Source organism: Pseudoalteromonas sp. PPB1 (genome assembly GCF_015356275.1).
Taxonomy (GTDB): Bacteria; Pseudomonadota; Gammaproteobacteria; order Enterobacterales; family Alteromonadaceae; genus Pseudoalteromonas; species Pseudoalteromonas rubra_D.
The window spans coordinates 55,940-79,231 of record NZ_JACEQV010000025.1 but is presented as its reverse complement, the minus strand read 5'-3'; the positions used below and the strand labels follow the sequence as shown (position 1 = coordinate 79,231).

General features: G+C 46.4%; 20 protein-coding genes and 1 pseudogene. 14 read left to right on the top strand and 7 right to left on the bottom strand.

Translation table 11 applies throughout. The features are described from left to right. A pseudogene (locus tag IY568_RS24905) lies at positions 1-624 on the bottom strand (transposase); the annotation flags it as partial. A 99-nt stretch (positions 625-723) separates the two neighbouring features. On the opposite strand from IY568_RS24905, the gene IY568_RS20095 reads away from it, so the two are divergent. Further along, positions 724-966, top strand: coding sequence for a hypothetical protein (locus tag IY568_RS20095; protein WP_228553473.1), 243 nt, complete (start codon positions 724-726; stop codon positions 964-966). An 18-nt stretch (positions 967-984) separates the two neighbouring features. Here IY568_RS20095 and IY568_RS20090 read toward each other — a convergent pair whose 3' ends face one another. Next, positions 985-1,254, bottom strand: coding sequence for a helix-turn-helix domain-containing protein (locus IY568_RS20090; protein WP_101566470.1), 270 nt, complete (start codon positions 1,252-1,254; stop codon positions 985-987). A gap of 89 nt (positions 1,255-1,343) precedes the next feature. On the opposite strand from IY568_RS20090, the gene IY568_RS20085 reads away from it, so the two are divergent. The 4 genes from IY568_RS20085 to IY568_RS20070 all read left to right on the top strand — a co-directional run bounded on the left by IY568_RS20085 (position 1,344) and on the right by IY568_RS20070 (position 4,690). After that, positions 1,344-1,592 carry a hypothetical protein gene (locus IY568_RS20085; RefSeq protein ID WP_228553472.1) on the top strand — a complete coding sequence of 83 codons (249 nt, stop codon included), beginning with the start codon at positions 1,344-1,346 and terminating at the stop codon, positions 1,590-1,592. 34 nt (positions 1,593-1,626) lie between these two features. After that, complete coding sequence (locus tag IY568_RS20080) at positions 1,627-2,004, top strand: hypothetical protein (protein ID WP_194868503.1); 378 nt, start codon at positions 1,627-1,629, stop codon at positions 2,002-2,004. Positions 2,005-2,491: 487 nt separating this feature from the next. Next, entirely contained in the window at positions 2,492-4,216 is a 1,725-nt protein-coding gene (locus IY568_RS20075) for a DUF927 domain-containing protein (RefSeq protein WP_194868502.1), read from the top strand. A gap of 252 nt (positions 4,217-4,468) precedes the next feature. Then, positions 4,469-4,690 carry a helix-turn-helix transcriptional regulator gene (locus tag IY568_RS20070; RefSeq protein WP_194868501.1) on the top strand — a complete coding sequence of 74 codons (222 nt, stop codon included), beginning with the start codon at positions 4,469-4,471 and terminating at the stop codon, positions 4,688-4,690. A gap of 6 nt (positions 4,691-4,696) precedes the next feature. Here the strand turns inward: IY568_RS20070 and IY568_RS20065 are convergent, their stop codons facing one another. The 3 genes from IY568_RS20065 to IY568_RS20055 form a co-directional block, all read right to left on the bottom strand. Beyond that, positions 4,697-5,650, bottom strand: a complete 954-nt coding sequence (locus tag IY568_RS20065) for an Abi family protein (RefSeq protein ID WP_194868500.1) — start codon at positions 5,648-5,650, stop codon at positions 4,697-4,699. Between the two features lie 226 nt (positions 5,651-5,876). After that, positions 5,877-7,085: a tyrosine-type recombinase/integrase gene (locus IY568_RS20060; protein ID WP_194868499.1), complete on the bottom strand. Its 1,209-nt coding sequence runs from the start codon at positions 7,083-7,085 to the stop codon at positions 5,877-5,879. Positions 7,086-7,259: 174 nt separating this feature from the next. After that, positions 7,260-8,120 (bottom strand): YicC/YloC family endoribonuclease, encoded by an 861-nt coding sequence (locus IY568_RS20055; protein WP_125559086.1) that lies wholly within the window; start codon positions 8,118-8,120, stop codon positions 7,260-7,262. A 225-nt stretch (positions 8,121-8,345) separates the two neighbouring features. On the opposite strand from IY568_RS20055, the gene rph reads away from it, so the two are divergent. From rph to trmB, 7 genes are all read left to right on the top strand, one after another. Beyond that, positions 8,346-9,059, top strand: a complete 714-nt coding sequence (gene rph, locus IY568_RS20050; protein ID WP_010383487.1) for a ribonuclease PH — start codon at positions 8,346-8,348, stop codon at positions 9,057-9,059. 25 nt (positions 9,060-9,084) lie between these two features. Further along, on the top strand, positions 9,085-9,729 hold the full coding sequence (gene pyrE, locus IY568_RS20045) for an orotate phosphoribosyltransferase (RefSeq protein ID WP_125559088.1): 645 nt from the start codon (positions 9,085-9,087) through the stop codon (positions 9,727-9,729). 192 nt (positions 9,730-9,921) lie between these two features. Further along, on the top strand, positions 9,922-11,271 hold the full coding sequence (gene mpl / locus IY568_RS20040) for a UDP-N-acetylmuramate:L-alanyl-gamma-D-glutamyl-meso-diaminopimelate ligase (RefSeq protein ID WP_125559090.1): 1,350 nt from the start codon (positions 9,922-9,924) through the stop codon (positions 11,269-11,271). A gap of 4 nt (positions 11,272-11,275) precedes the next feature. Next, positions 11,276-11,893 carry a flavin prenyltransferase UbiX gene (locus IY568_RS20035; RefSeq protein ID WP_010383483.1) on the top strand — a complete coding sequence of 206 codons (618 nt, stop codon included), beginning with the start codon at positions 11,276-11,278 and terminating at the stop codon, positions 11,891-11,893. A 208-nt stretch (positions 11,894-12,101) separates the two neighbouring features. After that, positions 12,102-13,022 (top strand): ABC transporter ATP-binding protein, encoded by a 921-nt coding sequence (locus tag IY568_RS20030; protein ID WP_010383482.1) that lies wholly within the window; start codon positions 12,102-12,104, stop codon positions 13,020-13,022. Between the two features lie 2 nt (positions 13,023-13,024). Further along, complete coding sequence (locus IY568_RS20025) at positions 13,025-13,792, top strand: ABC transporter permease (protein ID WP_125559197.1); 768 nt, start codon at positions 13,025-13,027, stop codon at positions 13,790-13,792. 121 nt (positions 13,793-13,913) lie between these two features. Further along, positions 13,914-14,579, top strand: a complete 666-nt coding sequence (gene trmB / locus IY568_RS20020) for a tRNA (guanine(46)-N(7))-methyltransferase TrmB (RefSeq protein ID WP_125559092.1) — start codon at positions 13,914-13,916, stop codon at positions 14,577-14,579. Between the two features lie 36 nt (positions 14,580-14,615). Here the strand turns inward: trmB and IY568_RS20015 are convergent, their stop codons facing one another. Continuing rightward, a complete protein-coding gene (locus tag IY568_RS20015) occupies positions 14,616-16,514 on the bottom strand; it encodes a GGDEF domain-containing protein (RefSeq protein ID WP_194868498.1) in 1,899 nt (632 codons plus the stop codon). 314 nt (positions 16,515-16,828) lie between these two features. Between IY568_RS20015 and panP the strand changes: the two genes are divergently transcribed. Further along, entirely contained in the window at positions 16,829-18,457 is a 1,629-nt protein-coding gene (gene panP / locus IY568_RS20010; protein ID WP_194868497.1) for a pyridoxal-dependent aspartate 1-decarboxylase PanP, read from the top strand. Between the two features lie 146 nt (positions 18,458-18,603). Beyond that, positions 18,604-19,638, top strand: coding sequence for a sensor domain-containing diguanylate cyclase (locus IY568_RS20005; protein WP_194868496.1), 1,035 nt, complete (start codon positions 18,604-18,606; stop codon positions 19,636-19,638). Positions 19,639-19,668: 30 nt separating this feature from the next. On the opposite strand, the gene IY568_RS20000 is transcribed toward IY568_RS20005, so the two are convergent. Continuing rightward, positions 19,669-23,097, bottom strand: coding sequence for a PAS-domain containing protein (locus tag IY568_RS20000; RefSeq protein ID WP_194868495.1), 3,429 nt, complete (start codon positions 23,095-23,097; stop codon positions 19,669-19,671). Between the last annotated feature and the right edge of the window lie 195 nt (positions 23,098-23,292).

Sequence of the window (23,292 nt, the reverse complement as noted above, 5' to 3'; positions counted from 1 at the left end):
TATCCGGCCGTTCAACGGTTGCTTTTTTATAGCTATGTGAACCTGGTTGCTTGCATATGAGCTGCATATCCTTCATAACGCGCCTGATTTTGAAAAGACCTGCTTTTATTCCTGAGTCAGCCAGCATTGCCATGATTGTTCGACTTCCCGCTGAATTCCGGCTTAATGTGAATAGCTCGTTTATCCTGGCTCGTAACGCAAGTTCATCGGTATTGTTAGACTTCACTCGATGTTTATAGTCGTAATAACTTGAACGCGGAACATCAAAGGTTTCGCAGACCAATTCAACAGGCTCAAGCTCACTTAACTGGTCTACTATCGAGTATTGTTCATCTCGTCTGACATCAAGAGAGCTGTAGCCTTTTTAAGTATGGACTTTTCACGTTCCAAGCGATCAATTCGCGCTTCAAGTTCTTGAATTTTCTGCTGCTCAGGCGTTAGAGCCTTGGACTGGGGTGTTTCACCACCACGCTCTTGCTTCAGCTGCTGGATCCAGCGCCTCAAAGCCGTTTCACCAATATCCAGAGACCGACATGCTTCGGGCACTGAATATCCTTTATCGATTACCAAGGCGGCGGCTTCCACCTTAAATTCCTGTGTAAAAGTACGACGTTTTCTGGTCATGGACACCTCTCATTGAGTGGTAATAATACCACCTAAAATAGTGTCCGGTTTTATTGAATCACAACACTTATCGAAGCTGACAAAAACTATAAGTCACAAATGGAACAGTATGACCGCGAAACAATTAGAGTTGGATTAAATAAAAATCACGGATTGCGTCATCATTACGCTCGCGAGCGCTATTTAGAGCTTACAGGCTGGAAATGTCCTGCTGACGGAGGCCCGCATAGAAAAGAGCTGTCGCCAATTGATTATGAGTACGATACCAAAGTCCGTGAGCAAATTAGCCAAGAGTTAGGTCATGAACGTTTGAAGATAACCTATGCTTACTTGGGTAGTTAAAATTAGGCATGCCTAATTTTATCCGCTTACTGACCAATCCAATATCTTTTCAGCCAACTCGTCTTCAATGCAGTACAAGAAGGCAGTTGGCACCTTTAGAACACCGCTCAACGCGACTACCGTTTTGAAATCAGGAGTGTGAACACCACGTTCATATTGGTTCATACGAGCAGACGCAACAAATTTATCCATCCCCGCCATTATTCCTAACTGCTTTTGGGACAGACCGAGTCTTGTTCTTGCTTGCTTTAGCCGTGTTGGAAACGGCGAACCATCATTAGTTTTCAATTGGTGTAAGACATCTGCTCTTGAAAACTAAGATTTTCTTAGCTTTAATTGAATCTAGATACTAAGGAATGCTTAGCTATGGGTTAGGCATGCCTAATTTTTTGGAGATAATGATTATGCTTGAAACTTTCGTGTGCGTGTCTGTAGGGGTTATTTACTTGTTGATTAGTATATTTACCGCTGATGATCAATCATCTACGGAAAATGAACAACTCGATAAGCTTGATGATGGTATGGGTAATATTATCGCTGATGGCGAACATATGACTCGTCAAGAGGCTGAGGATGCTCAGGCAGAGGCGAGTTATACGACACTTATTACTAGAGCTAATACATAGGCTAATTTGGCATGCCAAATTGGGGGCGGATATTATGAACGAAGAAAAATTGATTAATAACTCTGAGCTGCGGCCATTTTTACCCGCGTTTGCTGAGATCAAACATCGACTGCGTGGTATTGAAGTCGAATGTGAGCCACTAGGCCTTTCTTTTGATAAGGATGTTCAGACAGAAGAGGATATGTTACTCACTTTAATATCCCAAAAGGCGTTTTCGTTCGATGTAACCAACGAATATGGGGCTTTCTGGGATGTAAGACTGGAGCCCTTTTCAAAGTTTAAAGCGCGCAGCACCAAAATAACATTCCCGTTTACCGGCTATAATCCTAATAAGCGACAGCAAATCAGTAATTGGATTATCGAGTTGTGTAACTGGGAAGGTAACGTATTTACCGGTATTACCAGGCATTAAAATTAATAGGAACTGCTATGACAACATATGAATGGTTTCAAATGTGGGTGTTAATGGTGCTGGCTATTCGCGCTACTCGCCACTACGACAAACTAAAACACGATCTATTTAAAGCAATTAAAGAAGGGAGAATATAGTGATGGCTCCTTTGCTTACCGGATGCACCATGGTTTTGGCGCTGGTCATTTTTTTTGCTTTACTATTTCATTTTAATCGCGACAACCTCAATAAATTCGACTGATATCCAATATCTCTAGCGAAAAAATTAGGCATGCCTAATTCTTGATGCCCAAAAGTTGCTGTTTTCTCCAACTTTACGTGAAAATTAAGTCCCTGAAATGGGTAAATATTGGTGTTTTCTTTAAAGCTTAGAAAAACCCCTCGAAAGTAAGGGGGGTTTTTCCGATCCAACCTGTGTCAAAGCGTGTCAACCTAACTCTCAATGATTCAAGTAATACAAATGCGTTGATTTTGAGAGGTGAAATTCATGCTAAAGACAAAACCCGATGGTATTTACTCATACACTAGCAGTGGTGAAGAAAAAAAAATATCTGGGCCAATAGAAGTGAAAGCTATTGTCTCTTCCCATGATAAGCGAGATGACTTCGGCCGCCTTTTAGAGTGGAAAAACTACTTTGGCTTACCAATTCGAGAAGTACTGCCAATGGGAGAAGTTGATGACAATTTTGCAAAAAAATTTAAAAAGAGGCTACTTAGGTCTGGTTTTCAAATCACGCCAGGAAAAAACTCGTGGGAATCTCTTTTAGCCTACCTAATTGAAACTCCTTGTAATCTGCATGCTTACAGCGCAAGGCAAAGTGGTTGGGTTGATAGGCAATTTGTGACACCGGATTGGAGTATAGGCCAATACGATACTTCAGCAGTCTATGTTGGTGAATTTGCAGGTGACAGCGTAGTTGAATCCGGCTCATTGTTGGATTGGCAACAAAATATAGGAAAGTATTGCCGAGGCAATCCAATCATGATTCTTGCTGTATGTACTGCACTTGCGGCCCCTATTATTGGATGGACTGATTTAGAGAGCTTTGGAATACAAATTGTCGGTAGTTCAAAATCAGGCAAGTCTACAGTGATGAAAGTGGCTGCAAGTATCTATTCAGATCAAACTTACTGGGAAACTTGGAGCTCTACTTCTAACGGTATTGAGTCTATCGCTCGTGCGCGAAATAACATGTTGCTTTGTCTTGATGAATTTAAGCAGTGCCCCGCGCAAGAGATAGGTCAGTTAATTTACCATTTGTGTAATGGCGTATCAAAACTAAGAAGCCAACAAGATGGCGCCCTAGATAAGCGTTATCGTTGGCGCACAATATTTCTTAGTACCGGGGAGCTTACCCTTGAAGAGCTTTTGTTAGGCATTAATCAAAGTGTTAGTGCAGGGCAGTCAGTCCGGTTAATAGAGGTTCCAGTATTTAGCAAATACGATGCTTTTGAAAATACTCATGAATTTACTTCGGCTAAAGAGTTTGCTGAGTACTTATCAGCCAGCATAGGTAAATACCATGGTACTTTCATTAAATCGTGGGTGGAAGCTCTCTCAAATTTTGATTGCCCAAACAATGAGGTTATTAAAGAGTACAAAGATATTCGGGAGCAGTGGCCTTGGCCAAAAAACATAGAGAGCCAAGCTAATAACGTTTTAGATAAATTTGCGCTGCTAGCCGCCGCGGGGGAAATTGCCATTAATTTAGGATTGTTGCCATGGCACTTGGGTGAAGCTAAAGATGCATTAGAACAAGTAGCAACAATTTGGTTAGATGACCGAAATAGCACCGAAAATTCAGAAAGTAAGAAAATTATTAAAAAGCTTACCAAGCTAATCAATAAATGGCGGCATAGCCTGAGTCCTCGGGGAGAATCACATAATGGGAGCATTGGATTCTTCGAATCAGAGCCGGAACTGGCTTGGTACATTCCTCAGAAGTTATTCAAATCGGAAGTAATTGAGTCCGTTGCTCATGAATACAGTCAAACAGTCCATTACATGCTTCAAAAAGGCTGGGCCATTTCCAATGAGGGCACGCGACGCACATTTAAAATAGGAGGAGAGCGGTTTATTAAGCTTTTTCCTGAGAAAATCTGTCGTGAATGCGGTGAAAGTGTAGATCTATCCCACTTTTATCCAAATGATAACTCTTTGAATCGTAATACTAATCCCACTTTCCCAGCTTCCCAGAGCGAGAATTACTAATGCTTACTGATCAACTATTTGACGAAATAAAATGCGTTATTGAAAGCCAACTTTGCAAAGTAGCGCTCAACAGCAAAGAGTTTCTTACATTTGACGAGTGTGTCCAGTACACAGCACTGAGCCCGAATTTCTTGCGTCAACAAGTTAGAGAAGGGTTGCCTTACTACAAGCTTGGAGGCCGGCGAACCTTTTTCAAGAGAACAGAAGTTGATACTTGGATACTAAAGAATCGCGTGGAACTTGGAGACGAACATGAATAACGAGCTATTTGAAAAACGAGCGGGCATTTTAAAGCTTTATGGCGAAGAAGAGCGACTGATAAGTGAGACTGAGCGCTGCCGCAGAACCGGCATAAGCCGCACTACCTGGTGGCGCATGCAAAAGGCGGGAGAAACCCCGCCAGCCTCGAGCGTTGGTAAGGGGAAAGCCCGCTGGTTGCTGTCTGATATTTTGCTTTGGATTAATGGAAATTAATTTTCATTACTGTAACAACGGGGTGTTATGAGGGGCAATGATTGACGGAATAGCTCCGAATTTGACATAAAATCGACTATTGTCTTGATTGGCCTTTTGAACGAGCTCAATAAGGCCTTCCAAATCTTCTATATCATAAGTCTCAAACGCGTGAATATATCGACTAAACTCTTGTAAGTTTAGAACCTGTCTAATTCTTGATTCCAAACCAACATCGCGTACATATTTTTGAAACTTTGGCGATATCCAATACAAGAGCTCTAGCATATTATCTAATTTTTCGGTAAGGGTTGTTATTGCATCTTCTGGGGAGTTCACATCACTAATACGCCAAGCGGGTTCGTTATGAGAAATGCGGTTCCTAAAACCTCTTACTTCCTCAACTCGTCTCCGTAATGCATCCCTTTGATGAAACATCGGGTTGCTTTTCACGGTAACTCTAGGTAGTTTTCTAAAGGCTTTAGTCAATTTTGATGGCCACAAGTAGTTGTTATCACCACCATCGTAAAAGCTTTTGTCTAAAATATATTCCCATACTGAAAAATCGGTTTTAGAAATGATTTGATCTAAGGTAACAGTTTCGGGGTCTCTACCTTTGTCCTCTAGGGCCTTTTTGGCTTCTTTTTTTGCACTCTTGAGCTTTTCTTTAAACTTTTTAACTTGCTCAGGGTGACACAAGTCTCCATGTTCATTCTCTTCTTGAGTAGAAGGAATAGCTTGAAACCAGAACTGCCCTGGAGGCGTTGTTATGTTGTTCTTCGCTACTTCATTAATTGCATTCCGTAGCGCAACTTCAATTAGTTGAATAAGTGGATAGAAAGAACCCACCAAAGTTAAGTTCCAGCTATAAGCGCCAAGAAGCTCCGCATCACTGGTTAACCCTAAAGAATGTTTATAGCTTGAAAGCCTGGCTGAGCTAATTAATTTTTTAGGCTCTGTATAATCATAATCGTGTGGCATATTGAGATTTTTCTATCCATTTTTATACTCTTAGTGATACTACCAAGCTTTTGGAAGAAAGGCTTGTAGTGCGAAATAATTTTGACACGTGCGTCAGGATCATTTAGAATTGTATTTAGCTAGTCGAATCGTTCTTCTCCCATCTTAGTAATGGTGCCAGTTCATCGACATAAAGCGTAAGATATCGGCCCCTGGTAGCATAGCTGCCGGGGGCTTTCTTTTTTCCTTAAAAGAAAGTGCCTAATGCTTCTGACACTTTGATGTGCACTACCTTTCTTTCTTCAAAGTAATCATATTTGTTGTAGGTATCATCTAACCTGCTAATTTTATGGTTTAAGCATCGCTCGCCGAGCTCACCAGAGTATCCAAGCATGGACACTAATGATCGAAAAGTTCTTCGAAGATCGTGTACTGTAAAATGTTCAATGTCGCCCATTCTGTTAGGTGGAGGTGTTTTTTTTCCTTGTGCAATGCCGAAGAGCCCATCAATGGCACGATTTAATGTATCACTCCCCATATATGGCTTTTTACTTCTGCGTCTAGCGGGAAATACATAGTCAGATCCAGCACCTCGAATTTTCAATTCTTGAAGCCATTCAAGTGCTATTGGCGGTAAAGGTATATTAATACCTTTATATTTTTTCTTTGTTCTATTTTTTGGTAGGTGCCAAACTGCATTTGTTAGATCAAACTCAGCCCAAGGTGCCTGCAAAAGCTCATTTTTGCGTACGCCCAAAACAAGTAATAAGCTACAAGCTAGATAGTTATCTCGGGTAAATGACTCAGGGTGTTGTCTAAATATTTCATATACGGGCTTAATTTCTTCGAGCGTAAGATAACGAGTCCTTGGTTCCTCTTGTCCTCCAGCATCCATATATGAAAATACAGATGCGGGATTATTAAGGGTGAGACCTAGTTGGGTTGCATGTTTGAACAAATTGTTTAGTAAATCCAATACATCATTAGCAACGCTTGGCCTTTCGCTATCAGCAATACTTCTTATAATGTTCCTAACGTGAATAGGGGTTATGTTATTAACATCCATATTGCCAATATAAGGCGAGATATCATTTTGATACTTTCTTTTAGGAATGTTCGGGTGAACTAAGCGTAATAGTTTGTTTTGGTAGTAATCATCAAACAACTCATCCATAGATCGAATGTTGAGAACACTTCCTGCAAACTTCGACAATGGGTCCAAGCCTTCACGAAGTTTTGTACGCTCTTCTTCAGCGAGCCCTCGTGCTTCTGCTAGAGTTATCTGTCGAGCTTTTCCAAGGGATTTCTCCCTTCTTTTACCGTTTACAGAATATCTAAGGGACCAATAAGGTTCACCACGTTTAGGTACGACGAACGACAACCCATTGCCATCGGATGTTTTACTATGCTGACCTTTAGCAAGTATGTTGACTTGTTTAACTGTTAAATTTGGCATTTCTTCACCTCTTGTACTCACCAGTAGTTTGAGACTAGCAGTGAAAAATACTCACCACAATACTCACCAATTGGATGGAACAGAATGAAAAAATACGGAACGATAAAAAACAAAACCCCGCTATAAAGCGAGGTTTTTCAATGTTTTAAGAGTTTTTGTGAGCGCTAGTGAGCTTTATTCAATATTCTGGATCTGCTCGCGCATTTGCTCAATCAGTACCTTGAGTTCAACGGCGGCGTTGGTGATCTCGGTATTGATGGATTTAGACGCCAGGGTGTTGGACTCGCGGTTGAACTCTTGCATCATAAAGTCCAGACGTCGGCCACAGGCGCCGCCTTTTTTCAGGATCTTATGGGTTTCTTTAACGTGTGACTTGAGGCGGTCGAGTTCTTCTGCCACGTCCTGTTTTTGTGCCAGGTAGATTAGCTCTTGTTCCAGGCGGCTCTCATCGATTTCGGCTTTCAGCTCTTCCAGCTTGGCGGTGAGTTTTTCACGTTGCCATTTAGCCACTTCTGGCATGTGACCTTCAACAACGGCAACCTGCTCTAGAATACCATCCAGGCGGGTGGTGATCATGGTTTCCAGGTTGTTACCTTCGCTTGCGCGCGCCGCTTTAAATTCTTCAACCAGGGCATCAAAGCCTTTTAACAGCTCGCTGTTTACTGTGTCCAGATCTACCTCTTCGGCTTCCATGACGCCTGGCCAGCGCAGGATGTCTGTTGGGTTGATCTCGCCACCGCTGTGCGACTGGACCCACTTGGCATTTTCGATCAGCTGTTTACTCAGGGTTTCGTTGATCGACAGCTGACCTACGTGTGCCGGGTTGGCGGTGAACTTCAAAAATACTTCCACTTTACCGCGCTGTAAGTGTTTGCGCAGGCGCTCGCGAATGACCGGTTCCAGGCCTCGGAACTGTTCCGGTGCGCGGATAAAGGTTTCAAGATAGCGTTGGTTGACGGAGCGGATCTCCCACACACCGGTGCCCCAGTCGCCCTTGATCTCTTTACGGGCATAAGCGGTCATACTATGGATCATATAAGTTCCTAATTTAATTTAAGGTTGCGGCGTGTCTGCATGTGGCTACCTAAGGTACAGCGCTGTCGTTGGTGAACACACACATCGCCATGAACGAAACATCGCCATTATAGCTGAAACATCGCCCAGCTCTAGTGGCTGGGTGTGAATTATTCGCGATCCGCATGGCATAGCGCCTGGGAACCCTTTATAATATCGCGAAACTTTGATGATAGGGGAAGGTGGATGCGTCCAAGCGAAAGAACTGCAAATCAAATCAGACCGGTAACTTTTACACGTAACTATACTATGCATGCCGAGGGCTCGGTGCTGGTTGAGTTCGGCAACACTAAGGTGTTGTGTACTGCCACGGTTGAAGCGGGTGTACCGCGTTTTATGAAAGGCCAGGGCAAAGGCTGGATCACTGCAGAATACGGGATGCTTCCGCGTTCTACTCACACGCGTAATGGCCGTGAAGCGGCAAAAGGTAAGCAGGGCGGACGTACCATGGAGATCCAGCGTCTGATCGCCCGTGCATTGCGTGCTGCGGTTGATCTGAGCGCATTGGGCGAAAACACCATTACCATCGATTGTGATGTGTTACAGGCAGACGGTGGTACACGTACTGCATCTATCAGCGGTGCTTGTGTGGCATTGGTTGATGCACTGACGCACATGCGTGCCAAGGGCATGATCAATGCTAACCCGCTGAAGTTTATGATTGCAGCTATCTCTGTGGGTGTTTACAACGGCGAGGCCATTACCGATCTGGAATACCTGGAAGATTCAGAAGCTGAGACCGACATGAACGTGATCATGACGGAAACCGGCAAACTGATTGAAGTGCAGGGCACGGCCGAGGGCGAACCTTTCTCATTTGAAGAATTGGATGAGCTGCTGGCACTGGCCAAGCATTCAATCCGTGAGATCATTGACCTGCAAAAACAGGCTCTGGCATAAGCATAAGTAAATAAGAAGGTATCGCATGAAACAGTATCAAAAAGACTTTATTGAATTTGCCCTACAAAAGCAGGTGCTGAAGTTTGGTGAATTTACGCTTAAATCTGGCCGTACCAGCCCTTATTTCTTCAATGCAGGATTGTTCAACACCGGCCGTGATTTGGCGCGTTTAGGTCGTTTTTACGCAGCCGCACTGGAAGATGCTGGCATTGCCTACGATGTCCTGTTCGGTCCGGCGTATAAAGGGATCCCAATTGCGACGACCACGGCTGTTGCACTGGCAGATCATTATGACAAAGACGTACCTTACTGCTTTAACCGTAAAGAGAAAAAGCAGCACGGTGAAGGTGGTAACCTGGTAGGCTCTGAGCTGACAGGTCGTATCATGCTGGTGGATGATGTGATCACGGCGGGCACGGCTATCCGTGAGTCGATGGAAATCATCGCTGCCAATGACGCAGATCTGGCGGGTGTGTTGATTGCCCTTGATCGTCAGGAAAAAGGCAAAGGTGAGCTGTCTGCTATTCAGGAAGTTGAGCGCGATTTTAATACCGCTGTGGTGTCTATCGTAAAATTGGCTGATTTGATCACTTATCTTGAGCAACAAGGTGATATGGCTGAGCACCTGGAAGCGGTTAAAGCGTATCGTGACCAGTACGGTGTTGCTTAATTAAGTAGCTCGTTAAAATTGTATTTAAAAACCGGCTTAGGTGATGCACTTAAGCCGGTTTTTTCATGTCTGTAGCAGTGACTTTGCACCAGCTGCAAAAGTGTTTTGTGTGGTTCTGCTCATAAAACCAGCCAAGGTTCAGGCGAGTATGATAACCTAAGCGGGTTAGTCAGCTAATTAATTAATAAAATCATGCATATTCACATTCTTGGGATCTGCGGCACCTTTATGGGTGGCATTGCAGCCATTGCAAAGTCGCTGGGCCATAAAGTGACAGGATCCGATCAAAACGTTTATCCCCCTATGAGCACTCAGCTGGAGTCGCTTGGTATTGAATTAACCCAAGGCTACGATCCGGCCCAGCTGGACCCAGCACCCGATATGGTGGTGATTGGCAATGCCATGAGCCGCGGTAACGCCTGTGTAGAATATGTGCTGGAACGCGGCTTACCTTACACCTCTGGCCCCGAATGGTTAAAACATCACGTTTTGCAAAACAGCTGGGTACTGGCAGTGGCTGGCACTCATGGGAAAACGACAACTGCCAGTATGCTGGCCTGGTTACTGGAATACGCTGGATTGCGTCCCGGTTTCCTGATCGGGGGCATAGTGCAAAACTTTGGTGTATCGGCGCGCACCAGTGATACCCCGTTTTTTGTCATTGAAGCCGATGAATATGACACGGCGTTCTTTGATAAGCGCAGTAAGTTTGTTCATTACCTGCCGCGAACCTTGATCATGAACAACCTGGAATTTGATCACGCCGATATTTTTGCTGATTTGGCTGCAATTCAGACCCAGTTCCACCATTTGCTTCGTACTTTACCTGCGCAGGGTAAAGCAATTTACCCGGCAGCGGATAAACCCCTGTGTGAAGTGATAGACAAAGGCTTCTGGAGCCAGCAAGAAACGCTTGGTGGTGACTGGGATTATCGTCTGTGCAAAGCAGATGGCAGCCAGTTTGAGGTGCTGCTGAACAACGAAAGCCAGGGCATGGTAAGTTGGCAGGCCATTGGTGAGCACAATGTCAAAAATGCGCTGATGGCGATCGCCGCTGCGCGTCATGTGGGTATTCCTGTGTCAGTCAGTATAGAGGCGCTCGGTGAGTTTAAATCACCTAAGCGGCGGATGGAATTGCTGGGCGAGGTTAATGGAGTCTGTGTGTATGACGATTTTGCTCATCACCCCACAGCAATTGAAACCACTCTGGCCGGATTGCGTGCCAAGGTGGGTGATGCCCGAATTACAGCGATTCTGGAGCCGCGTTCTAACACCATGAAAATGGGGGTTCACCAGCAAACGTTGATGGACTCACTGGCGGCAGCCGATGAGGTGCTGTTGTTTGAGCCGCCTAAGCTGAGCTGGTCATTACAAGAAGCCGCTCAACAAGCAGGGTACGAGTGCTATCACAACACCGATGAGATTGTTGCGGCGGTAGCGGCGCAGGCAAAGCCGGGTGAGCATGTTTTGATCATGAGCAATGGTGGGTTTAATGGGATCCATGAGGCAGTGTTAAGTGCACTGCGCGAAAAGAGGTCATAAAGTTATGTCACAATTTAAGCCAGCTATTACACTGGCGTTCAGCGGGGCGTCGGGTGCGCCCTACGGATTGCGTTTACTCGAAGTACTGGTGGCGCTGGATTATCAGGTTTATGTGTTGATTTCCAGTGCTGCCCGAGTGGTGCTGGACACCGAATCGAATATCAAATTGTCTGGTAATGAAGACAAGGCCACAGCACAGCTCAGCGAGCTCTATCAGGCCAAAGCAGGACAGATCCAGGTGTTTGGTAAAGACAACTGGTTTAGCCCGGTGGCATCGGGCTCTGCGGCTCCTAAGAAAATGGTGGTCTGCCCATGCAGTGCAGGGAGTGTATCGGCCATTGCCATGGGCGCGTCCGACAACTTGCTGGAGCGCGCGGCCGACGTGGTGATCAAAGAGCGTGGTGAGCTGATCCTGGTGCCCAGAGAAACGCCGTTCAGTGCCATTCATTTGGAAAATATGCTCAAGCTGAGTCGGCTAGGGGTCACCATTATGCCCGCAGCCCCCGGTTTTTACCATCAGCCACAAAGTATCGAGGACTTAGTCGATTTCATGGTGGCGCGTATTTTAGATCATTTGGGCATAGAGCATCGGTTAGCAAAGCGCTGGGGCTATGGAGATTAAACCTCCGCTGCGTTAATACGTCACAGGCGCAGAGAGGTTAAATCTCATCATGACTAGGGTTGAAAATGGCGTATTCAGAACCACTGAATATCCAAGTCAAGACCACCCGGGCGCTGAGATGTGGCGCTTTTTACCAGACTGGGTAACAAAGCGTATTGGTACAAATAAGTGAAAACAACAACATGGGGATGTGAGGAAAAACAATAACATGACAAAGGCATTAAATATATCTGGCCTGCGTAAGGTCTATAGCAACGGCGTTGAGGCCGTCAAAGGGATTGATTTACAGGTTGAGCAGGGCGACTTCTTTGCGCTGCTGGGCCCAAATGGTGCCGGTAAGTCGACGACTATAGGTGTGATTTCATCCTTGGTGAACAAAACGGCGGGTCAGGTGGAAGTATTTGGCCAAAGCATAGACACCGATTTGGAAGCGGCTAAATCTCATCTGGGCCTGGTGCCACAGGAATTCAATTTTAACCAGTTTGAAACCCTTAATCAGATTTTGGTCAATCAGGCGGGGTACTATGGTGTACCAAGGGCTCAGGCCCATGAGCGTGCCGAGAAATATCTAAAGCAATTGGGTTTACTGGATAAAAAAGACAAGCAGGCACGGACTTTATCAGGTGGTATGAAACGCCGTTTGATGATTGCCCGTGCGCTTATGCATGAACCTAAGCTGCTGATCCTGGACGAACCAACAGCGGGTGTTGATATTGAACTGCGCCGCTCAATGTGGGATTTCTTACGTGAAATCAATGCTCAGGGTATCACCATTATTCTGACCACCCATTATCTGGAAGAAGCTGAATTGCTGTGTCGTAATATCGCCATTATCGACCAGGGTAAAATTGTCGAACATACGACCATTAAAGCCTTGCTGGCGAAGCTGGACAAAGAAACCTTTGTACTGGACCTCAAGGCACCCATTAATCCGGTTAACTTGGCAGGTTACGAGTTTGTCCTGACAGACGATCATACGCTGGAAGTTGAAGTCGCGAAATCTCAGGGGCTCAATGGGGTATTTACCCAGCTGAATGAACAAGGTAATACCGTGCTGAGTATGCGAAATAAGGCAAACCGTCTGGAAGAATTGTTTGTCGGGTTGTTGGAACAGGGGCGCAGCGAATGAAAATCTTAAACTACGGCGTGGCACTAAAAAGTATTTGGATAAAAGAGTGCATTCGTTTCTTACGGATCTGGGTACAAACTCTGGTACCACCGGCTATTACCATGACTTTATATTTTGTGATTTTTGGCTCTCTTATCGGCTCACGAATTGGTGAAATGGGCGGGTTTAGCTATATGGAGTTCATTGTGCCGGGTCTTATTATGATGTCGGTGATCACCAACTCCTATTCAAACGTGGCATCAAGCTTTTATTCTACTAAGTTCCAGAAAAGCATTGAAGAGTTGTTAGTGGCACCGGTGCCAAACTACATCATAGTGCTGGGATATATAGGCGGCGGCATGGCGAGGGGTATGCTGGTGGGTCTGATAGTGACTCTGGTCAGCCTGCTGTTTGTGGATATTCAAATTCACAACCTGGCGGTAATTGTATTAACGGTATTGCTGACTTCTGCTGTGTTTGCATTGGGTGGTTTGATCAATGCCGTCTTTGCCAATAGCTTTGATGACATCAGTATCATTCCAACCTTTGTGCTGACACCACTGACTTATCTGGGCGGGGTGTTTTACTCCATCACCTTGTTGCCTGAATTCTGGCAGGGGGTGTCTCAGATAAACCCAATCATCTACATGGTGAATGCGTTCCGTTATGGCTTCCTGGGAGTGTCTGATGTCAATATTACCCTGGCCTTTGGTGTATTGCTGGGCTTCATCACCGTGTTATTTGCAGTGGCACTGAACCTGATCAAGCGCGGCGTCGGCTTGCGTCACTGATCATCAGGCTATCAAGCAAGGTGGCAGGGGAAGACTCTGCCACACAACCGCTTACTTAATCTTGCAGACTGAGATAAAATACTCGCAATATTTTTCACACTACGAGCCACAACACGCTGTTATGTCAGACGCCAATTCCAGAAGCATCACCAGTAATCAGACCGGACTGCATGAAAAGTTAGATGAGGTAGTCCAAAAGCACCTCAACACGCCATTCAAAAAACCCATTGCTGTGCATACACAACAAGCCTTTGAGCAGGTGAATGAGAAAGTACAGGCATTCGATGGTCCGATCATTCTGGATTCCTGTTGTGGGGTGGGGGAAAGTACGGCGAATTTAGCCAAACTACACCCGAATGCGTTGGTCATAGGTATTGATAAGTCAGAGCATCGACTTGAAAAGCACGACATTGAATATAAGCAAACAGAGTCGGGTCACTATATTCTGGTTCAGGCAGATCTAAATGATTTCTGGCGTCTTGCCTGCGAGGCCAATTGGCAGCCAAGTCATCATTACTTGCTTTACCCTAACCCCTGGCCTAAAGCGAAACACCTGCAAAGGCGCTGGCATGGAGCGGCGGTATTCCCATATATCGTGAAGCTGGGGGGACGACTTGAACTACGCAGTAACTGGGCAATTTACGTAGAGGAGTTTGCCCGCAGTCTGGCACTCGCGGGAGTTCAGGCAACGGTAAGCAACTATGAAAGTGACACAGCCATGACGCCGTTTGAGCGTAAGTACTGGGCCAGTGGGCAACAAAGTACCCGGCTGATTGCTCAATTATAAGGTTTCCCTATCACTTGTGTTATTGCAGGTGATAGGTCAGGCACTGGCCTGGAAATCTCTCCCCATATTGCTCTGGTTGACATTGATGTGTGGGCCAGGTGCACCAATCAAGCTCCCTTCAACCAACTTAACGTTGCAGCTTAGCAATTGCTCCAGTTGATATTTACTTTGTACACCGTCTACTAACAAAGTGATTTGGCGCTCATGGCAGAGCCTGGCAATGTGTTCAATATATTCATGCAGTTCGCTCTCTTCACTTAGCTGCTCTATAACGCTGGAAGTAAGCTTAACGCTGTCTATGGTGAGCTTCAGCACCCGGCTGATAGTCAGCAATCCACTGTTGCTCGACGCTACCATGATATTCACACCTTTGCTTTTTAGCACATTGATATAAACCCGCATGTCGGCAAAGTGTTCAATCACTTCTTGTTCTTCGAGTTCAAAGGTAATTTTTGCCGGCTGCGGATAGCGCCTGAGTTGCGCAAAAATAAACTCCATGATTTGCGGGTCGGCCAGATCCTGCCAGCTCAGTTGCATGCTCCAGGCGTGATGTGATTTTCGAAAATGTGCGGTGCACAGTTCTAGCATGACTTTGGTTAGTTGAGAGCTCAGCCTGGAGTGGCGGATCACTTCTGAGAAAGATTCAGGACGTAAGATAAGGCCCTGCTCTGTGAGTACTCTCGGGGTGCAATGATATTGCTCGACGGCTTTGCTCTCAGTGCCCATGCGTGGCGTAAAGTAGGGCAGAATGCGGTGTTGTTCAAAAGCACTTTGAACTGTTTTTGCAATGGCGATGTGGGATTCCTGAATGGTTTTTATCTGCGTTGGATCTTGTCCATAGATGCATACCCGTTGCTGTTTTTGTTGTGCCTGTCGGCATGCAATAAACGCATTCTCTAACAGCAGGCGTTTATTGCCACTGGCTATGCCTGCGGTTACCTGAATGTATAAATGTGGGTCCTGTAAAATCGGGGTTGTGGCAGGAAATTCATTGATCAAGCTACTCAGGTAGTGCTCTCCTTTGTTTGCGTCGCTCAATAACACCAGTTTTGCAGTGGCAAGGCGGTACACTTTAAATGGTGCGGTAAATTCACTGAAATGGCTCATCACCCTGCGTATGATCTCATCACCGACATCGGTGCCATAAAAACTCACGATCTCTTCCAACTCGTTGATTGCAATAATGGCCAAACTAAGGTGCTGAGTGGGGTTTTTGGCCAGATCCTGCTCTAAAGCCAGACGATTGGGAAATCCGGTACGCGGGTCGGTTGTCAGGGTTTTTCTCAGTATCAGCAAATACATCCCTGCTACCAGTAAAGCAACAGCAAAGAAAAAGCAGGCAGTAAACAAGGCTTCTTTAACGCTTTTTGCCAGTTCGGTTTGGATGTGCGATGTTTTAATATCGGCTCCGGTGAGATAGACCTTCCCGTCTCGTGTTACGTGAGGAATAAAAATGGTTTTAAAATGGCCCCACTTGTCTTCAGACACTTCGTATAGCGGCTGTGTTGAGCGAAATGCGCTTTTGTTAACCGAGGTCGCCTCGGGGTAGAGGTCGAGCATGCGCGTAACTTTGTCTTGTAAGACATCATTTTGGGTGTAACTAGAGGCACTGAAACGGACATAGGGCGCATCATAGACCATGGCGTACACGTATTCGACACCCAGATGTTGCGCGAGTTGAGATAACTGCATACTCTTGTGGCGGTATTCGTCGCTGTCAATTTCGTTAAGCCGGTCATGATAGTCTTCTCCCAATATGAGCTGGGTACTGCGGGCTGCCATGAGGAGCTTTTGATCTATCCCTTGTACTATGGTGGTACGGGTCTGATGATAGGTGTAAAGCACATAGGCCGACAAAGAGGCAATAAAAACCACAAAGCCGATGACTATCCAGGTCAGAGATAAGGCCCTAAGCGCAAAATTCCGTTTATTCATTGTCAGTTTCCGTTTGAGTCTGCAAGTTTGGTGGGACGAATTGTTCCTAATACTATCCATTTCTGACAATGCTGACAAAATATTTAACGAATTTGCCTTATTTATGAACCCTATTCCTTACATGCATCGTACTAAATACTGGGTTTATTGTGCGATGCTGTGTCATCAGAGGTTCATCAAATTATCAAGCAGAGTTCATTTTTTTTGACTGCATTGCAGACTTTCCCATCACTTTACAGTAAAGTTAGTCATTTCGTATCAACTTGGCAAGGTAACTCCCCACATCAGTTACCCACGCATGATTAGGTATTAAAATGGGTCCAAAGCGTTGTGCAGTCGCTTCTGAAGAAAGCTTAATGCGTATCTTTACCGTTCCAGAAGCACCCAGCTCCACGTTAAGTGTAATAGAGCAGGAAATTTCCAGTAATCTGGCGGGCTTTCTGAATGAAAATATCGCAGCAATTGAAAAACCATTGCATGAGATAGAAAAAGACTTTCAGTCGGCAATGATCCCCGAAGAACCGATGTTTGTCTCTGACTATGCTCAGGATATTATGGAGCAATTGGTTGCGCATTCTGTACATACAGCGTCGCCAAGCTTTATCGGGCATATGACCTCAGCGCTGCCGCATTTTGTTCTGCCGTTGTCAAAGCTGATGGTCGGTTTGAATCAGAACCTGGTAAAAATAGAAACTTCAAAGGCCTTTACGCCTTTGGAGCGCCAGGTGCTGGGCATGATGCATCATTTAGCCTATGGCGAAGATGATACCTTCTATGAAAAGTGGATGCACAGTGCCAAGACTGCACTCGGCGCATTTTGCTCCGGGGGGACCATTGCCAACATTTCGGCTCTGTGGATTGCCCGCAACCGTTTGCTGGGGCCGGATGGTGACTTCAAAGGACTTGCCAGTGAAGGGATCATGGCAGCCATGATGCACTATGGGTATAAAGGCCTGGCTGTGCTGGTGTCTGAACGTGGTCACTACTCGTTGGGTAAAGCTGCCGACGTTCTGGGCATTGGCCGCAGTAATTTCATTGCCGTGAAAACCGATGAGAACAATAAAGTTGACGTTGAGGCGATGCGCGCTAAGGCACAGACGCTGAGTGAGCAGGGTATTAAGGTCATGGCGATTGTTGGCGTGGCCGGCACTACTGAAACGGGCAACATAGACCCCTTACCTGAAATGGCGGCGCTGGCTCAGGAACTGGGATGTCATTTTCACGTTGATGCAGCCTGGGGCGGCGCGACTTTGTTGTCAGCGAGTTACCGTCATTTGCTTAAAGGCATTGAGTTAGCTGATTCGATCACCATTGATGCGCACAAGCAAATGTATGTGCCAATGGGCGCAGGCATAGTACTGTTTAAAGACCCCACCGCAACAGATGCCATAGAACACCATGCTGAGTACATTTTGCGTAAAGGTTCAAAAGACCTGGGTAGTCATACACTTGAGGGCAGTCGCCCTGGTATGGCTATGCTGGTTCATGCATGCTTACGGGTGATAGGCCGCAAAGGGTACGAAATGCTGATTGATAAAGGCATTGAAAAAGCACAATTTTTTGCAGACCTGATCCGCGAAGAAGACGATTTTGAGTTGGTCTCAGAGCCCGAGTTATGTCTGCTGACCTATCGCTATGTACCAAAACAGATCCGTCAGGCGATTGAACAAGCCGATGAACAGGAGCGCATCGACATTTATGCGGCGTTGAACCGATTTACTGCTAGTATGCAGAAGCGTCAGCGTGAATCAGGCCGCTCTTTTGTATCACGGACGCGCTTAACCCCTTCACAATATCAGTATCAGCCTACCGTGGTATTCAGAGTGGTGCTGGCCAATCCTCTGACTTCCAAGCAGATGCTAAAAGAAATTCTGGCAGAACAAAAAGGGTTAGCACAGAGCGATCCAGTCTTTAAAAAGTACCTGGCAAAATATATGGCTTAGTGCGTCTGTTTTCAGGGTTGGGCATGCCCGGACTAAAGAAAACAGTGCATTTTGTGACAGGCGCTATACTATTAGAGTGTGACAACGATATGGCATCACTTTGGGATGATGCCTGATTTCAACAGCTTTGCGACTTGGTAGTACCTTTGAATCGATTAACCCAGAGCACGCAAAAACTGCGGCGGATCAGCTCGCAAGAAGTCGATGTTTCCGGCGAACATCAGCGCTTTCTGCATGATATCATTTTTGAGGCAAAATCTTTGCTTCAGGTCGATCGTGTGTCGGTGTGGTTATTTGACGACATGCACAAGCCAGGCAAGCTGCTCAATTATGCCAATACAGACTGGCAGGCCGTGCCAAGCCAGCTACCGGTGCTGAGCATTGATGATTTTCCTGTTTACTTTGCCACCATTATTAGCGGTCAGTCGATTGCAGCAGAAAATGCCTGTACAGATCCTCGCACCTGCGAATTCACCGATATCTATCTCAAGCCTAATAACATTGCGACCATGCTAGATACTGCCATCTTTAAAAATGGTATTGCACTGGGTGTGGTGTGTTGTGAGGGACTGGCCGATGTACGCCAGTGGCAGGAGTGGGAGGTAACGATCACAGAAATGGTCGCGGATTGCTGTAGTCGGCGTTTGTTGGTACACGAGTTGTATCAAATGCAGGAAAAGCTCACTAAAATGGCCTTTCAGGACATGCTTACGGGTCTGAATAACCGGCGCTTTTTAATGGAGCACGCCAAGCGTGAAATGAGCCGTCATCAGCGCACTGAGCGTCCTATGAGTCTGATCATGATGGATCTGGACAGGTTTAAAAGGATCAATGACGATTTTGGTCATGATGCGGGCGATAAAGTGCTGCAAAAGTTTGCTCAATGTTGTCTGGACGTGGTGCGCGTTGAAGATTGTTTTTGTCGTCTGGGCGGTGAGGAGTTTGTGGTCTTATTACCAGAAACCTCGGTCAGTGATGCACATATGGTAGCAAACCGGTTATGTACTGCGGTCCGTGAGATGGAAGTGCGTCAGGAAAACACGCTTATCCATGTCACGGCCAGTTTTGGGGTTGCCGAAGTCAACCCCAGCATGCCATTCAGCCATGCCCTGAAAATGGCCGATCAGGCCGTTTACCGTGCCAAGGCGAATGGTCGTGACCAGATCCAGCTTGCCTATTAGTGACTCTTAGCACCTACTCTGAGGTGCGCCTCAGGTACTGTGGTTGAGCAGTGCTTTAAGCTTAGCCGGTTTAAGGGGTTTGCTCAGATAGTGGATCTGCGCCTGTTTAGCCTGTAATTTTAAAGGCTCGTCACGTACCGCAGTGATCAGTACCGCCGGGATCTGGGCGTTCCAGCATTGTCTTAATTCCGTGATCAAATTAACCCCGTTTTCATTATTATCGAGCTGATAATCCATCAGGATAAAATCCGGTGCCTGGCTTTGGGTGGCATGCTGTCGGGCTTTGTCTGCCCTTTCAAACATCTGATAACTGAACTGCCATTTATCGAGCAAGCTGGCCATCGCAGCCAGATTCTTCGGATCATCGTCAACCACTACCAGATTAAAGCGGGTTTTTGCGCTTGGTTTTTGCTCTGACTGTGTGGTTTTTTGCTGTACTTGTTGTTGGTCGCCTAGCGGCACTTCGACACAAAAACGGCTGCCCTTACCGGGGATTGACTGCATCTCCAACGGCATACTGAGCAATTCACATAGTCGCTTCACAACACCCAGCCCCAGTCCGACCCCTTTGTTATCGCCACTCTGAATACGGTAAAAGTCGTTGAATATTTTTTGCTGTTCATGCTCCGAGATACCGGGGCCTGTGTCCCACACTTCAATGCGGACACTGTGGCTGCGTCGACGACAGGCCAGCAAAACCCGCCCTTGCTCCGTGTATTTCACCGCATTGGAGACCAGGTTCTGCACAATTCGGCGCAGATAGGTAATGTCGCTGTGAATGATTTGGTGGCTGGTACGCACTTGTAATGACAGGCCTTTTTCCTGACATAAAATGGCGTATTCATTGGCCAGTGGTGACATGATGTCGTTGATATCAAAATGGCGGGGGGTTGGCTTCATGGCGCCTTGTTCCAGCTTGGCAATATCCAGCAACGCCGACATCAGATGAACGGTTGAATCCAGGCTGGCACCCAGTTTTTCCAGGTTGCTGCGATCATTGCCTTGTAACTTATCTTCATCGATCGCCGCCAGGTAAAGTCGGGCAGCATTCAGGGGCTGCAAAATATCGTGGCTGGCCAGGGCCAGAAAGCGGGTTTTGCTGTCATTGGCGCGTTCAGCTTCCTTTTTAGCGCCTACCAGGGCTTGTTCGGTTTCTTCCCGGCTGGCTATCTGCGCTTTCAGATCCTGATTGATCAGGCGAATTTCCTGGGTGCGCGCTTCAATGCGGTTTTCCAGATCCATATTCACCTCTTCAAGCGCGTTTTGGGTGTCGATATGGCTGGTGATGTCGGAAAAGCTGGTAACAAAGCCACCTTCTGGCAGCGGATTACCTGTCATTTCGAACACCTGACCATTGCTGCGGTGACGAATAAAGTGGTGGGGCGTGCCATTTTTCAAATGTTGTACGCGTTTTTCGACTAGCTTTTCTAACTCTCCGGGGCCACATTCACCGCGTTCAGCGTTGAAGCGGATCACTTCTTCTATACTCTGACCCACCTGCAAAAAACCGTCCGGATATTCAAACATTTCGTGATAACGGCGGTTCCAGGCAACCAGGTTGAGATCTTTATCGACGACCGAGATACCATGACTGAGGTTTTCCAAAGATGTAAACAGCAGGTTTTGGTTGAATTGTAACGCCTGCGTGGTTTCATCAAAAAAGTTAACTACTTCTTCAAAGGCGAGTTGCTTACCCGAGGATACGGCGTGGATCAGGGCACGGGCAGAGGAGGCGCCTAACACGCCGGTCAGGGCACGCTCACAAAAGGCAATGAAATCAGCACTCGGATAGGCGTTACTGTCTTCAATATCGTGATTAATCGCGTAATGGCTGAGCAACTGCTGACTGCGCTGGATCCCTAAAAAGGTCTGTAGCAATACCGTAAAGTCGTACACTGTGGCTTTGACATCTTTGTTAAGCCGTTTGGCTGCGCTGGCTTGCTCCCAGGGGCTGACAAACGCGGCCGCCTGGATTTTATCAATGAGACGCTCATATGCACCCAGTGAGAAGCTGATATAACAACTGATATTGGCCAGTAATGCCAATAAGGTGCCCCGGGTGATGATGGTCTGGCGGGTTTCAAAATCCAGCGCACTGCCGGCTTCAATGACTGGAAACATCAGAAACAACATCCAGCACAGAAAGCCGGCCAGTAACCCGGCATAGACGCCATAAGCATGGCCTTTTCGCCAGTAGAGCCCGCCGACAATGGCTGGCAATAACTGAGTGACCAAAGAAAACGCCACCAGGCCCATGTTGGCAAGCGCTTCGCCATGGCCAAACCATTGCTGATAAAGAAAAGCCAGCACCAGGATAGCGGCAATGATAAAGCGTCGGATCAGCAAAATTCGGGTTTTATAATTACTAGTGAGGCGGTTTTTCTTAAACTTGCGCTTGATCAGCAAAGGGAGCACCACATCATTGGAAAGCATTGTACTGAGCGTCAGTGTGGCGACCACTATCATAGCGGTGGCTGCTGATAACCCGCCGATGAATACAAAGGTGGTGATCAACGGGTGACCCTGCATCATCGGCAGAGCCAGCACAAAGCTGTCTGCAGCAACGGTTTGGCCGATATTGGGGTGAATGGCTGCCGTGGCAATCGGCAAAATCATTGCGGCAATCAGGATAAGGTAAACCGGAAACGCCCAGCGGGCAGTGCGCAGATGTCGACTATCCTGATTGTCGACCACAGTAACGTGAAACTGACGAGGTAAGCAGATGATGGCTGCTGCGGCCATCAGTGTCTGGCCGACAAAGTTGAAATTGGTAAAATCAAATCCCTGCCAGTGAGCAAATAACAAGGTGGTTGAGCCACTCTGAGTTAGCAGCGCTTTTATGGCTATCACAGCCACTGCGACCAGTGCCAGTAACTTGATGAGCGACTCAAATGCGACAGCCAGCATCAGTCCGGAGCGATATTCGGTGACATCAACTTTGCGGGTACCAAAAAAGATCGCAAACAGGGCCATTAATAAAGTGCCGGTCATGGCCAGCATGCCCCCGGAAATTGGGGTGCCCTGTTGTAACAGCAAAAAGCTGCTGCTCAGCGCCTTGAGCTGCAACGCAATATAGGGAATGGTGGCCAGCAAGGCTATCATAGTGACCATCACCGCGGTGGTCTGGCGCTTACCATAACGTGCTGAAATAAAGTCGGCGATGGTGGTGATGTTTTGTTTTTTACTGACCAGGATCAGTTTGCGTAAAAAGCCCTGACCAAACATAAACAGCAAGGCTGGGCCCAGTAAAATGGGCAAATAGTGCCAGCTACTGGTCGCTGCAGTGCCTACTGATCCGTAATAGGTCCATGAGGTACAATAAATACCCAGTGCGAGGGCATAAACAAAAGGGTGATGGCTTATCCGGGTTGCAGCCGGCGTTGTTTTGTCCCCCCAGTTGGCGAGCCAGAAGAGTAAGCCGATATAGGCGATGGCAACGAGGATCAGTGCAGCCGTCATGATGAGCCCTTGTGATAATTTTTGTTATTGTCTCTGTGCCTTTAAAGTAGCATCACTTGCAAATAATCCAAAGTGACATAATCACCTGATTTTACATAATTATTCGATTTTTATTGAATTAATTAGACTAATGTCTTATCCCTGAGATACACCTTCCTCTAATCGCAGTTTCCCCTCAGTAAATTGTTTAACTTA

Excerpts from the sequence above, each read along its gene's own strand:
- IY568_RS20095 (WP_228553473.1), top strand. The coding sequence starts at position 724 with ATGGAACAGTATGACCGCGAAACAATTAGAGTTGGATTAAATAAAAAT.
- IY568_RS20085 (WP_228553472.1), top strand. The coding sequence starts at position 1,344 with ATGCCTAATTTTTTGGAGATAATGATTATGCTTGAAACTTTCGTGTGC.
- IY568_RS20080 (WP_194868503.1), top strand. The coding sequence starts at position 1,627 with ATGAACGAAGAAAAATTGATTAATAACTCTGAGCTGCGGCCATTTTTA.
- IY568_RS20075 (WP_194868502.1), top strand. The coding sequence starts at position 2,492 with ATGCTAAAGACAAAACCCGATGGTATTTACTCATACACTAGCAGTGGT.
- IY568_RS20070 (WP_194868501.1), top strand. The coding sequence starts at position 4,469 with ATGAATAACGAGCTATTTGAAAAACGAGCGGGCATTTTAAAGCTTTAT.
- IY568_RS20065 (WP_194868500.1), bottom strand. The coding sequence starts at position 5,650 with ATGCCACACGATTATGATTATACAGAGCCTAAAAAATTAATTAGCTCA.
- IY568_RS20060 (WP_194868499.1), bottom strand. The coding sequence starts at position 7,085 with ATGCCAAATTTAACAGTTAAACAAGTCAACATACTTGCTAAAGGTCAG.
- IY568_RS20055 (WP_125559086.1), bottom strand. The coding sequence starts at position 8,120 with ATGATCCATAGTATGACCGCTTATGCCCGTAAAGAGATCAAGGGCGAC.
- rph (WP_010383487.1), top strand. The coding sequence starts at position 8,346 with ATGCGTCCAAGCGAAAGAACTGCAAATCAAATCAGACCGGTAACTTTT.
- pyrE (WP_125559088.1), top strand. The coding sequence starts at position 9,085 with ATGAAACAGTATCAAAAAGACTTTATTGAATTTGCCCTACAAAAGCAG.
- mpl (WP_125559090.1), top strand. The coding sequence starts at position 9,922 with ATGCATATTCACATTCTTGGGATCTGCGGCACCTTTATGGGTGGCATT.
- IY568_RS20035 (WP_010383483.1), top strand. The coding sequence starts at position 11,276 with ATGTCACAATTTAAGCCAGCTATTACACTGGCGTTCAGCGGGGCGTCG.
- IY568_RS20030 (WP_010383482.1), top strand. The coding sequence starts at position 12,102 with ATGACAAAGGCATTAAATATATCTGGCCTGCGTAAGGTCTATAGCAAC.
- trmB (WP_125559092.1), top strand. The coding sequence starts at position 13,914 with ATGTCAGACGCCAATTCCAGAAGCATCACCAGTAATCAGACCGGACTG.
- IY568_RS20015 (WP_194868498.1), bottom strand. The coding sequence starts at position 16,514 with ATGAATAAACGGAATTTTGCGCTTAGGGCCTTATCTCTGACCTGGATA.
- panP (WP_194868497.1), top strand. The coding sequence starts at position 16,829 with ATGGGTCCAAAGCGTTGTGCAGTCGCTTCTGAAGAAAGCTTAATGCGT.
- IY568_RS20000 (WP_194868495.1), bottom strand. The coding sequence starts at position 23,097 with ATGACGGCTGCACTGATCCTCGTTGCCATCGCCTATATCGGCTTACTC.